Origin of the sequence: Bradyrhizobium sp. 2TAF36 (assembly GCF_052114925.1) — a bacterium.
GTDB classification, from domain to species: Bacteria; Pseudomonadota; Alphaproteobacteria; order Rhizobiales; family Xanthobacteraceae; genus Bradyrhizobium; species Bradyrhizobium barranii.
In genome coordinates this window covers 43826-55968 of record NZ_JBFRFR010000035.1, presented here as the reverse complement: position 1 = coordinate 55968, position 12143 = coordinate 43826, and the positions used below count along the sequence as shown (strand labels likewise).

Annotated in this window: 13 protein-coding genes; 3 read left to right on the top strand and 10 right to left on the bottom strand. The window is 64.7% G+C overall.

What is annotated here, in order from left to right:
- Window positions 1-71: 71 nt before the first annotated feature.
- Window positions 72-1481 (top strand): type I glutamate--ammonia ligase, encoded by a 1410-nt coding sequence (gene glnA / locus AB4Z51_RS21255; RefSeq protein WP_063982953.1) that lies wholly within the window; start codon window positions 72-74, stop codon window positions 1479-1481.
- A gap of 114 nt (window positions 1482-1595) precedes the next feature.
- Here the strand turns inward: glnA and AB4Z51_RS21250 are convergent, their stop codons facing one another.
- The 4 genes from AB4Z51_RS21250 to AB4Z51_RS21235 all read right to left on the bottom strand — a co-directional run bounded on the left by AB4Z51_RS21250 (window position 1596) and on the right by AB4Z51_RS21235 (window position 5401).
- Window positions 1596-2729, bottom strand: coding sequence for an asparaginase (locus tag AB4Z51_RS21250; RefSeq protein ID WP_135215991.1), 1134 nt, complete (start codon window positions 2727-2729; stop codon window positions 1596-1598).
- Window positions 2730-2810: 81 nt separating this feature from the next.
- Complete coding sequence (locus tag AB4Z51_RS21245; RefSeq protein ID WP_063982951.1) at window positions 2811-3572, bottom strand: slipin family protein; 762 nt, start codon at window positions 3570-3572, stop codon at window positions 2811-2813.
- On the bottom strand, window positions 3569-4972 hold the full coding sequence (locus tag AB4Z51_RS21240) for an NfeD family protein (protein ID WP_085400722.1): 1404 nt from the start codon (window positions 4970-4972) through the stop codon (window positions 3569-3571). Before AB4Z51_RS21240 ends, AB4Z51_RS21245 begins: the two co-directional genes overlap by 4 nt.
- Before the next feature lie 171 nt (window positions 4973-5143).
- Entirely contained in the window at window positions 5144-5401 is a 258-nt protein-coding gene (locus AB4Z51_RS21235) for a tautomerase family protein (protein ID WP_071913326.1), read from the bottom strand.
- Window positions 5402-5552: 151 nt separating this feature from the next.
- Between AB4Z51_RS21235 and AB4Z51_RS21230 the strand changes: the two genes are divergently transcribed.
- On the top strand, window positions 5553-6530 hold the full coding sequence (locus tag AB4Z51_RS21230; protein ID WP_441497903.1) for a GlxA family transcriptional regulator: 978 nt from the start codon (window positions 5553-5555) through the stop codon (window positions 6528-6530).
- Between the two features lie 50 nt (window positions 6531-6580).
- Here AB4Z51_RS21230 and AB4Z51_RS21225 read toward each other — a convergent pair whose 3' ends face one another.
- Together AB4Z51_RS21225 and AB4Z51_RS21220 are read right to left on the bottom strand one after the other, a co-directional pair.
- Window positions 6581-7354 carry a gamma-glutamyl-gamma-aminobutyrate hydrolase family protein gene (locus AB4Z51_RS21225; RefSeq protein WP_071913319.1) on the bottom strand — a complete coding sequence of 258 codons (774 nt, stop codon included), beginning with the start codon at window positions 7352-7354 and terminating at the stop codon, window positions 6581-6583.
- Window positions 7355-7444: 90 nt separating this feature from the next.
- Window positions 7445-8197, bottom strand: coding sequence for a hypothetical protein (locus tag AB4Z51_RS21220; protein ID WP_441497902.1), 753 nt, complete (start codon window positions 8195-8197; stop codon window positions 7445-7447).
- Window positions 8198-8298: 101 nt separating this feature from the next.
- Between AB4Z51_RS21220 and AB4Z51_RS21215 the strand changes: the two genes are divergently transcribed.
- Entirely contained in the window at window positions 8299-9432 is a 1134-nt protein-coding gene (locus AB4Z51_RS21215; protein ID WP_135215989.1) for an AI-2E family transporter, read from the top strand.
- Window positions 9433-9508: 76 nt separating this feature from the next.
- Here the strand turns inward: AB4Z51_RS21215 and AB4Z51_RS21210 are convergent, their stop codons facing one another.
- The 4 genes from AB4Z51_RS21210 to rpsI form a co-directional block, all read right to left on the bottom strand.
- Window positions 9509-9805: an antibiotic biosynthesis monooxygenase family protein gene (locus AB4Z51_RS21210; RefSeq protein ID WP_028155908.1), complete on the bottom strand. Its 297-nt coding sequence runs from the start codon at window positions 9803-9805 to the stop codon at window positions 9509-9511.
- Window positions 9806-9904: 99 nt separating this feature from the next.
- Window positions 9905-10141, bottom strand: a complete 237-nt coding sequence (locus AB4Z51_RS21205) for a hypothetical protein (protein ID WP_028149020.1) — start codon at window positions 10139-10141, stop codon at window positions 9905-9907.
- A 70-nt stretch (window positions 10142-10211) separates the two neighbouring features.
- Window positions 10212-11432, bottom strand: a complete 1221-nt coding sequence (locus tag AB4Z51_RS21200; RefSeq protein ID WP_135215988.1) for a GGDEF domain-containing protein — start codon at window positions 11430-11432, stop codon at window positions 10212-10214.
- A gap of 230 nt (window positions 11433-11662) precedes the next feature.
- Window positions 11663-12142, bottom strand: coding sequence for a 30S ribosomal protein S9 (gene rpsI / locus AB4Z51_RS21195; RefSeq protein ID WP_007611021.1), 480 nt, complete (start codon window positions 12140-12142; stop codon window positions 11663-11665).
- Window position 12143: the final 1 nt, after the last annotated feature.

Sequence of the window (12143 nt, the reverse complement as noted above, 5' to 3'; positions counted from 1 at the left end):
CGCGAACTCGCCAAAAGCGAGAACAATCTTGCTCACCTGGAAACCGACCCGCAGAGCCAAAAGGGGTATGCATGAAGACCGCCAAAGACGTCCTGAAATCGATCAAGGACAACGACGTCAAATACGTCGACCTGCGCTTCACCGATCCGCGCGGCAAGTGGCAGCACGTGACGTTCGACATCAGCATGATCGATGAGGACATTTTCGCCGAAGGGACGATGTTCGACGGCTCCTCGATCGCCGGCTGGAAGGCGATCAACGAGTCCGACATGTGCCTGATGCCGGATCCGGTGACCGCGACGATCGACCCGTTCTTCGCCGAGACCACCATGGTCATCACCTGCGACGTGCTCGAGCCGACCACCGGCGAGCCCTACAACCGCGACCCCCGCGGCATCGCCAAGAAGGCCGAGGCCATGGTGAAGTCGATGGGCGTGGGCGACAGCGTGTTCGTCGGCCCCGAAGCCGAGTTCTTCGTGTTCGACGACGTGCGCTTCTCCGCCAACCCCTACAACACCGGCTTCCGTCTCGACTCCTCGGAGCTGCCGACCAACTCCGACACCGAATATGAAGGCGGCAATCTCGGCCACCGCGTCCGCACCAAGGGCGGCTACTTCCCGGTGCCGCCGCAGGACTCCGTGCAGGACATGCGCTCCGAAATGCTCGGCGCCATGGCCAAGATGGGCGTCAAGGTCGAGAAGCATCACCACGAAGTCGCGTCCGCCCAGCACGAGCTCGGCATGAAGTTCGACACGCTGACGCTGATGGCCGACCACATGCAGATCTACAAGTACTGCATCCACCAGGTCGCGCACATCTACGGCAAGACCGCCACCTTCATGCCGAAGCCGGTCTATGGCGACAACGGCTCGGGCATGCACGTGCACCAGTCGATCTGGAAGGACGGCAAGCCGGTGTTCGCCGGCAACAAGTACGCCGACCTGTCGGAGACCTGCCTTCACTACATCGGCGGCATCATCAAGCACGCCAAGGCGATCAACGCCTTCACCAACCCGTCGACCAACTCCTACAAGCGTCTGGTCCCGGGCTATGAGGCTCCCGTGCTGCTCGCCTACTCCGCGCGCAACCGCTCGGCCTCCTGCCGCATCCCCTACACCGCTTCGCCGAAGGCCAAGCGTGTCGAGGTGCGCTTCCCCGATCCGCTCGCCAATCCCTATCTCGGCTTCGCCGCGATGCTGATGGCCGGCCTCGACGGCATCAAGAACAAGATCGATCCGGGTCCGGCGATGGACAAGGACCTCTACGACCTGCCGAAGGAAGAGCTGAAGCAGATCCCGACGGTGTGCGGCTCGCTCCGCGAGGCGCTCGAAAACCTCGACAAGGACCGCGGCTTCCTCAAGAACGGCGGCGTGTTCGACGACGACTTCATCGACAGCTACATCGAGCTGAAGATGACCGAGGTCGAGCGCTTCGAAATGACCCCGCACCCGGTCGAGTTCGACATGTACTATTCGGGCTAAGCGGCCCAAACTCTCTGCGACAAGCAAAAGGCGCTCCGCGAGGAGCGCCTTTTCGTTTTGGGGAGTCGCAGGGTGGATTACGCTAACCCACCCTGCAGGACACGACGCGCCCAATCACCACGTTGCAGTGAAGGCGCGCTGGAGCTCGGCCGGAGCCGTAACCCCGCCCGCGATCAGCAATTGAGTGAGAACACGGGCCTTCTGCGGATTGAGGTCCTCGGACACGACGAACCCGTTCTTGTCGTCGTCAACCTCGACATTCCGGGTGACGAAGCCGGATCGGACCCGCGTCGAGCGGACGACGATGACGCCCTTCTTCGCCGCCGCTTCGAGCGCATCGAGGGCCTGCTTCGACGTGTTGCCGTCGCCGACGCCGGCCAGCACGATGCCCTTGGCGCCGTGCGAAATGGCGTCCTCGATCGGAACGGCGTCCATGTTGGCATGCGAGTAGACGATCTCGACGCGCGGCAATTGCTCGCCCGCCGGGAGCGGATAGGTCGTGCGCTTGCCGGCGGCCTGGGTCATGAAACGGATGCCGCCGGCGGTGTCGACATAGCCGATCGGGCCGTCATTGGGGGAGCTGAACGTCTCGATGCTCGTGGTGTTGGTCTTGGTGATCGAGCGGGCGCTTTGGATCTTGTCGTTCAGCACGGCCATCACGCCGCGGCCGCGAGAGCGCGGATCGGCCGCCACCTGCACCGCTTCGTACAGATTGCCGGGGCCGTCCGCACTCACCGCCGTGGCCGGACGCATCGAACCGACGATCACCACCGGCTTGTCGCCGCGCACGACATTGTCGAGAAAGAACGCGGTCTCCTCGAGCGTATCCGTGCCGTGGGTGATGAGGATTCCATCGGCTTCATTCTTGTCGAAGGCGTCTTGGATGCGGCGGGCCAGGGCAAACCAGACCTTGTCGTTCATGTCCTGGGATCCGATCGACGAAATCTGCTCAGCGTTCAGCTTCGCGAGCTTGTCCAGGCCCGGTACCGACTGCATCAACTGCTCCCCGGTGATCTGGCCGGATTTGTACGCGCCGGTCGCGCGCGCGTCGGCCTGGCCTGCGATGGTACCTCCCGTCGCAAGCACGAGAATGCGCGGCAGGCTAGCCGCCGTCGCGTCCTTGCCCGGCTCTGCGGCCTGCGCCGCATCGATCCCCCACGACCAAAGTGCGAGGGCGACCAGCGGGACGGTGAGCATCAATGTCCGATTTCGGCGGCGGCTTGCTGGTCTGGCGGCATGCTTCATCATCGAATTCTCCTCCCGTTTAAGTTGGGAGCAATATTCGACACCTCCATTTGGGCCGAAGATGGGTCATCCTGCCGCTGATGGCTACGGGTTGTCGCGCCGCGGCACAAAATGGTCGAGCAGGCCCGTCGGCAGCGGAAAGACGATGGTCGACGACCGTTCGCCCGCGATGTCGTGCAGGGCCGCGAAATAACGTAGTTGCATCGCCTGAGGCTCCTGCGCGAGAATCCGGCCGGCCTCGACGAGCTTTTCGGCAGCCTGCTGCTCGCCCATCGCATTGATCACCTTGGCCCGCCGCAACCGCTCCGCCTCGGCCTGTTTAGCAATCGCGCGCACCATGGTTTCATTGAGATCGACGTCCTTGATCTCGATGCCGGTGACCTTGATGCCCCAGACGTCGGTCTGCTTGTCGAGGATCTCCTGGATGTCCGCGTTCAACCTGTCGCGCTCGGCGAGCATCTCGTCGAGCTCGTGCTTGCCGAGCACCGAGCGCAAGGTGGTCTGGGCGAGCTGGCTGGTCGCGGCCATGTAGTCGCCGACCTTGATGATGGCCCGTTCGGGGTCGACGATGCGGAAGTACAGAACGGCGTTGACCTTGACGGAGACGTTGTCCCGCGAAATCACGTCCTGCGGCGGCACGACCTGCACCATCACCCGCAGATCCACCTTCACCAGTTGCTGCACGATCGGAATGAGGATGATGAGGCCCGGGCCCTTCACGCCGGTAAAGCGGCCGAGCGTAAAGATGACGCCACGCTCGTACTCGCGCAGGATTCGAATAGCCTGGGACAGGAACATGATGACAAGCAACGCGAGCGCCGCATAGGTCAGATATTCCAGCATCATGATGTACCTCCCTCGCCTGTTGGTGCGCGCCGTATCAGCAGCGTCAGGTCGACGATGTTGGCGACTTCGACCGTCTCTCCAGGCTTGAACGTTTCGGCGCCGCGCGCCTGCCAGCGCTCACCATGGGCGAAGACATGACCTTCGTTCCCATTCCAGTCGAGAACCTCGGCGGGCAAGCCTCGCATGGCCTGCGCGCCGACCAGTGCAGGAGCCCTGCCGACGCGCCGAAGCGAACCGAGCACGACGAGCGCAAAGCCGGCGAACACTGCTGCGGTGATGCCGATCACCCACCACGACAGGTGGTAGCCCGGCGCCTCGCCCCTGAAAAGCATCAGCGCTCCCAGCACGAACGCGATGATCCCTCCGAGCCCGATTACCACGGTCGGGTTGAAGGCTTCGATGGTGAGAAGCACGAGTCCAACCAACATCAGGGCGAGGCCGGCATAATTGATCGGCAGCAGATTGAGCGCATAGAGGCCGATCAGCAGGCAGATCGCGCCGACGACTCCGGGGGCGACGGCTCCAGGAGACATGAACTCGAAGATCAAGCCGTAGATGCCGACCATCAGGAGAATGAACGCCACGTTCGGATCGGTGATCACCGCCAGGAAGCGGGATATCGGTCCGGGATCGATGGCTTCAACGACGGCATCCTTTGTCACCAGGCGTTGCGTCTTGCCGCCTGCGACCTCGACCACGCGACCATCGATCTGCCTCAGCAATTCAGCCTGATCGCGCGCGACGAGATCGATGGCATGAGCCTCTAGCGCGGCGTTCGCAGAGAGCGTGGCAGCCTCACGGACCGCCTTCTCCGCCCAGTCCACATTGCGGTTGCGCAGCTCCGCAAGGCTGCGGATGAAGGCAACCGCATCATTGGTCGCCTTTGCCGTCATGGCATCCTTGGGCTGATCCTTGGACTCGCTCTGCTGGTCACCGTCCTTCTTGTCCTTGCCGCCCTTGTCCGCCGGTCCGCTCGGAAGACCCGGCAGCGGCCCGCCGATCTGCACCGGCGTCGCGGCGCCAATATTGGTGCCCGGCGCCATCGCCGCGATGTGGGTCGCATAAAGGATATAGGTCCCCGCGCTCGCCGCGTGGGCGCCGGAGGGAGCGACGTAACCGACGACAGGGATCGGCGAGGCCAGCACATCCGCGATGATCTCGCGCATGCTGGAATTGAGGCCGCCGGGCGTGTTCAGTCTCAGGAGCACGACCTCGGCACGCCGTTCGCTTGCCTTGGCCAAAGCCTCCTTCACGTAGCTGGCCGACGCAGGGCCTATGGCTCCGTCGATCGAAACGATCAATGCAAGACGGCCGTTCTCCTCCGCTGAGCTGGGAAGGAGGCAGCAGATCAAAGCCACGACGCCAATCGCCGCAACGAGGGCCGCCTTCATGGTCTGCACGGCAGGGCTCCCTTGCAGAACATATGGTGGGCGTCTTGCGAACCTCAATGCGGCCGCGTGCAGGCCATGGTCGTGATTGTGCGATGCAATGGAAATCGCCCCGCAGATCGATTGAGCACAGGGCGGTGGCGAACCATGCCTTGGGCTGGTCCGCCCGCGCACGCTGCGCTGCTACGGCCGTCGGACCCGCACGCCATCCGCGCCGATCGTGCCGAACATGCCGGCGATGATCTCAGGCGTCGGCTGCATGCCGCCCAGCGACCAGTGCGCCGGCTCCTGCTCCTCGATCCTGACCCAGACGTTGCGGCGGAAATCCGGGTTGCCCTGCCCTTCGACCTCGACCAGGAGATCGGTGACGCGTTCGAGCAGGGTCTTCTTTTGCCCGGCATCCAGGATGCCGCGGACGGTGGAAATGGTGACGTAAGGCATGTCTCTCTCCAATGATGTCGTGTGACGACGGCACGAGACTGGACCTGACAGCGCCGGCAAGGCAGTGGCGGATGAGACAGAGATCGGGCAATTTCCGCCACGCAGCCCCGCGCCGATCGGCTAGGATCGCCGCGCCTGTCCTGGAGGTCTCATGAAGCTCGCAATTCTGGCGCTGGAAGGCTGCATGCATTCGGCGATCGCCGGGGTCGCCGACATCCTGTCGCTCGCCAATCACGTGATGCAGCAGAGCGGTGCGAAAACGCGCTTCGCCTGGGAGGTGCTTTCGCTCGACGGCAAGCCGGTGCGCGCCGGCGGCGGCCAGATGGTCGCCGTCGATGGCGCGGTCGGCAAACGCGGTCGCTTCGACGCGATCCTCGTCCCCGGCAACCTCGTCGATCACGTCACGGCGGAACGCCTGCAACCGCAATATGCCCGCGCCGGCGCCTGGCTTCGGCAGCAGCATGCGAGCGGCCGGCTGATCGGCGCATTCTGCAGCGGCGTGTTCCTGCTTGCAGGCAGCGGCCTGCTCGACCACCGCCGCGCCACCATCACCTGGTGGCTGCAAGGCGAGCTGCGGCAGCGCCATCCCACCATCGACCTCGCTGCCGACGCCGTCATCACCGTCGCGGACCGCATCGTCTGCGCGGCCGGACCAATGTCGTGGGTCGACCTCCTGCTCAGGCTGATCGAGATGGTCGACGGCAAGGAGATTGCAAAGCTCTGCGCGGACTACGTCGTCATCGACACCGCGCAACGCACCCAATCGATCTTCATGCCCATCGGCTATTTGCTGTCGCAGGACCCGCTGCTGACCAGGGCCGACCTGCTGGTTCGGCGCACCGGCAAGAGCCCGATGACGGTCCAGCGCCTCGCCGATGCGCTCGGCCTCAGCGAGCGCACGCTGAACCGGAAGTTCCAGGAGCTCACGCGCGAGCCGCCGCAAGCCTTCATCATGCGTCGCCGCGTCGAGCACGCGCGCACGCTGCTGGAGACGACGGCGCAGCCGATCAAGACCATCGCACGCACGGCCGGCTATGAGGACGAGAGCAGCTTTCGCAAGGCGTTTCGCAAGCTAACCCTGATGTCGCCGCAGGCCTATCGCGCAAGACGGATGGTGCAGACGGCGTAAGCCGCGAAACCAAGGCGCCGTTCAGTCGAGGGCTGCGAGCGAGCTTCTTGCTACGCCGCCGCGCGCTGGCGCACAACCATCGCCTCGCCGAACGCCTCGAACAGCTTGCGGTTGATCGGATTGCGCTGCGGGTCGTATTCGGCGTGCCATTGTACGCCGAGCGCGAAGGTCGGGGCTTCCGCGATGCGGATCGCCTCGATGGTGCCGTCCTCGGCGACGCCCTCGATCAGCACGCGCTTGCCGGGATCGAGAATGCCCTGGCCATGCAGCGAATTGACCCTGATCTTCTCGCAGCCGAGCAGTTTTGCGAACGCGCCGCCCGGCGTGAGGTCGACGTCGTGACGGTCGGCGAACACCACGGTCGGATCGGGATGAATCTCGCCGTTCTCGAGCCTGGGCATGCGGTGGTTCATGCGGCCGGGGATCTCGCGGATCTCCGGATGCAGCGAGCCGCCGAAGGCGACGTTCATCTCCTGCAGGCCCCGGCAGATGCCGAACAGCGGAATGCCGCGGGACACGCAGGCGACCGACAGCGCCAGCGCCACCTCGTCGCGGTGGATGTCGTAGGGCTCGTGCCGCTCGCACGGATCGACATTGAAACGGGTCGGATGGACGTTGGCGCGGGCGCCGGTGAGCACGATCCCGTCGACCACATCGAGCAGCGCGCCGATATCGGTGATGTCGGGCGCTCCCGCAAACATCATCGGCAGGCCGCCGGAAACCTCGGCCACAGCGCGCAAATTGCGCTCGCCGACCATCTGGACCTGAAATCGATTTTCGACGCGATGGGCGTTCCCGATCACGCCGACGACCGGCTTTCTCATCTCCCGTTCCGACCTCCCGCGTAAGAAGATTCTCCAAACATGCCCTCGGGATGGAACAAATTCAACAGAAGGGATCGCGGGACGGCAATGCTATTTTCGCGCAAATGCCTCCCGGGCCTCGGTTGTCCCCACGACGGGCAGGCCGGCGGCCTTCAGCGCGGTTGCCGCCACGTCGCCCGGCGTGGCCAGCCAGGGCAATTTCGCCTCGATTCCGCGCGTCACGGGCTCCCCGAGCACCCCGCCGAAATCGATCGGCCAAAACCCGTTGGGTACCACCTCGGCGGTGAGGCCGCGGACGGCGTAGCCGTCGCCCAGAACCGTATCCGCATGGTCGCCGGCGACAAGGCGCGCGGTCTTGGGGTCTTTGGGATCGCTAAAGCTCACGAGCACGGGGACCAGCTCCCCCTGCACCGGGACAATGCCGGCCTGCCGGCTGATGTCGTTGAACGAGACGCGGTTGCCGCGCGCGGCGCCATAGGCACGGAGCGCGACATAGTTGATGTCGTCGAGGTCGAGCTTGCCGCCCTGCTGATGCGCCAGCAATGCCACCAGGTTCTTGCCTTTGCCGCCGTCTTGGCCGAGATCGACGAACACGGCCTCCCCGCGCATCGTGGTGCGGCCGCCGCGGTTATAGTTGCGGTCAGGCACCACGGCGAGAACACCGGACCCCGTCTTGATCCCGTCAGGCGTCGTCACCTCAACCGTGAGGCGGTATTTGTGGCCGGGCCGGTTGATCCGGATCTGGTCACCGATCACGATCACGGCCAGAAGCCCCAGCAGACCGGCCCATTTGCTGATGAAACTCAAGCGCCCCCCACCTGTTTTCTCCTCGTCGCTCTGCACCGTTCGCGCGACAGCGTCAAACCAGCGCGTTGACGCGGTCTTGATCGAAAGCGCGTTTGTCGAAAGAGTGCCCCGCCCGCAGCCGCCGAAAAGGACATGATGTGACCATCCTCGCAGACCAACGCCCCACGACCCGCACCGATCTGGCTTGGGCAATTTCGGTCGGCGGTATCGGCGTCGTGCTGTTCACGGCGATGCTGGTCTTCACCTGGTATTTTGCGACCACGCTGCTGCTGATCTTCACCGGCATGCTGCTCGGCGTCGGCCTCAACGCACTGACCAACGCGCTCGGCCGCCGCGTGCACCTGCCGCATCCGGTCCGGCTCGCGATCGTCTGCGTCGTGCTTGCGGTGCTGCTCGCAGGCGTCGCCTATCTCGGCGGCGCCACCATCGCCGAGCAGGCCTCGCTGCTGAGCAAGACCATCAAGTCGCAGATCGGCAACGTGAAGACCTTCCTGGACAACCACGGGATCGACACCAGCTTCTTCGATCTCGGCAGCGCTGCATCTGACGCTTCGGCCAATCCACCATCGGACTCGACACCCTCGCCAGCAGCACCCCCGCGCGGTTCCTTGCCCGGCGCCGGCGCGCTGGCCTCCAGCGGTGGCGCGATCGTGAGCCAGACCTTCAAGCTCCTGCTCGGCACCATCCACGGCGTGGGAAACATCTTCATCGTGCTGTTCCTGGGGCTGTCCTTCGCCGCCCAGCCCGGCGTCTACCACGACGGCCTGTTGTTCCTGGCGCCGGCGAGGCATCGCACCCGCGTCACCCTGATCATCGACGGCATCAGCGAGACGCTGGAACGCTGGCTGATCGCGCAGATCGTCGTGATGATCGCTGTTGGCATCGTGACCTGGATCGGGCTTGCCATCATCGGCATCCCCGGCTCGTTCATCCTGGGGATTCAGGCGGGCCTGCTCGCCTTCATTCCGACCGTCGGCGCCATCATTGCCGGCGTCGTCGTGGTGCTCGCGAGCCTCGCCTCGGGCTGGATTCCGGCGCTGTCGGCCTTCCTCCTCTTCATGGGCGTGCACGCGATGGAGAGCTATGTGCTGACGCCGATCCTGCAGCGGCAGGCGCTCGACATCCCGCCGGCCACGCTGTTCGCGTTCCAGATCCTGCTCGGCGTCGTGTTCGGCATCTGGGGCCTGGCGCTGGCGCTGCCACTGGTCGCCATCGCCAAGGTCATGATCGACCACTTCAAGACGTATGAGGCGCCGCCCCTGGCAGCATGATCCGGAAAAGTGCGCAGCGGTTTTCCGAAAAGATCATGCTCAAGCGACGAGGCGGCGTAAGGCGTCGTGAAGTCGCTCAGGTCGTCAGCACGGTCTCGGTGTGCTCGACCTCCGGGGGCGAAGCAAAGTACTGACCGACGAGGCCGCGCCATTCGGTGAAATTCTCCGAGCCGCGGAAATCGACGGTGTGGTTCTCCAGCGTCGCCCACTTCACCATCAGCCGGTAGCGCTGCGGCTTCTCGATCGACTTGTGCAGCTCGAAGCCGTGAAAGCCCTTCGAACCGCCGAAGGCGGCCTTGGCCTTGGCGACGGCCGCCTCAAAGTCCTTCTCGCTGCCCGGCTTGACGTCGATTTGCGCGATCTCGGTGATCATCGGTTTCCACCCTGTTTGTTTAATGGGTGTGTCTACCGTAGACCGCAACGAAGAAAAAGGCACCGAATCGGCGCCCTGACCGGTCAAAAATGCGTGCTCTCAGGCCAACAGCAGAGCGGTGCCTGCCACGATGAGCGCGCAACCGATGAACAGCGCGAGCGGCCAGTAGCTACGGCTTTGCGTGTAGCGCCCCTGCGCGCGGCGCTCGGTGATCAGCGCGCGCTCGTATTCATCCGCGGTGGAGAACACGCAGGCGAAGCCGCCGCGTGCCGAGGCCGCAGCGGCTTCGAGCGACATCAGGGCAGCCTGCGGGTTCTGTCGACGGATCGATTCCATGACCGCAATGGTAGGGATCGAATGGTAAACAGCGGATTACCGAAGGCGCCTCTTGAGGCGCCTCTTGGCTTCAGGCGGTGGCCGGACGCGCCTGCGGCGCACCAACCCGCGCCGCGCTCTGGCGACGCCAGTTCTCCAGCGACAGCGGCAGCTCCTCCGCCGCCTCGACGCGGTTACGACCGCCGCGCTTGGCCTGGTAGAGCGCTGTGTCGGCCGAGGCCAGCAACACCTCGAGCTCGGTGCCGGCCGGACCGCCGGCAACGCCGATGCTGACGGTGGTGTCGACCGGGCCCTCATCGACCACGACGCCGGAGGTCTCGAACGCCTCGCGCACGCGCTCGGCAACCAGCACGCCCTCCTCCAGCGAACACGGCAGCAGGGCGGCGAACTCCTCGCCGCCGATGCGGCCCGACATGTCGGTCATGCGCAGGTTGCTGACGACGACGGTCGAGAACAGCTTCAGCATCTCGTCGCCGGCAGGATGGCCGAAGCGGTCGTTGATCGACTTGAAATGATCGATGTCGAAGATCATCACGGTCACGGGACGGCCGGCCTTGGCTTCGCGCTCGATCACGCGCCCGCAGGCTTCCGAGAAGCCGCGGCGGTTGAGCATGCCGGTCAGGGGATCGGTGGACGCGGCGGTCCGGTGCGCAGTCACCGTGCGCTCCGACACCAGCATGAAGATCACGAACACGGTGCCGACGGCATAAAGGATGAGCTCGACCGCAAACACGGTGACCCAGATGCTGCTGGAGAAGCCGGCATCGTTCGGACGCAGGAAGCTGCCGAGCACGATCGGCAGCATCAGCACGCAGCCGTGCATCACCGGCACCACGAAGGCCGGCCAGCGCCGTTGCAGGCTCTTGCGCCGCTCAACCCAGAGCTCGCTCGCCGTCAGTGCCGCATAGACCGAGACGATGCCGGCGCCGACGATCATGCGCAGCATGGACGCGGCGGGATCAAGCAGCGTCACGGCGGCGGCCCAGGCCAGCGCGCCGACAAGGAGACCCGGCCAATTCGGCTTGCGGCCGTGGAAGACGCGCGCCGCATTCCACACCATGCCGCAGGCGACGAAGCCGACTGCGTTCAGCGCAAGGTAAAGATGCGGGCCGAGCTTGTCGCCGGCCGCGGTCCATAGCGCGACGGACGCTGCGCCGAGGAGATACGCGGTGCCCCACCATTTCAGCGCGGGGCTGTTCTCCTGCTTGCCGAAAAACACCATCATGGCGCCGAGCAGTGCGGCAACCATGGTGGCGACCAAATAGAGCGTGATGCTATCGAGCGACATCATGTCGGCCCCCTTCTAGACATAGCAAGTTACGCGATCGGCCCAGCCGACTTGCGCGCCCTTCCAGATGCGACGCTATGTCCCGCGAGTTCCATTCAGGTTTTCACGCGAGGCCAAGTTTTCGGGAAACACGTCATCAATTTGCATACAAACGAACAACAAAAAGGGCGCTGAAATCAGCGCCCTTTTGCATCTCATTGAAGCCGCTTTCGCGGCGAATGTGACCGAAGCGATTAACGCTTCGAGAACTGGAAGGACCGGCGGGCCTTGGCCTTGCCGTACTTCTTGCGCTCGACCACGCGGGAGTCGCGGGTCAGGAAGCCGCCCTTCTTGAGCACGGTACGCAGCTCCGGCTCGAAATAGGTGAGCGCCTTGGAGATGCCGTGACGGACGGCACCGGCCTGGCCGGACAGACCACCGCCGGCAACCGTGCAGATCACGTCGTACTGGCCGGAACGCGCGGCCACCGAGAACGGCTGCTCGATCATCATGCGCAGCACGGGACGGGCGAAATAGACCTCGACCTCGCGCGAATTGACCGTGACCTTGCCGGCGCCCGGCTTGATCCAGACGCGGGCGACCGCGTCCTTGCGCTTGCCGGTGGCGTAGGCGCGGTTGAACTTGTCGACCTTCTTCTCGTGCTTGGGCGCGTCGGGCGCGGCCGCCGTCTTGAGCTGCGAGAGCTGGTCGAGCGACTGGATGGATTCGGCCATG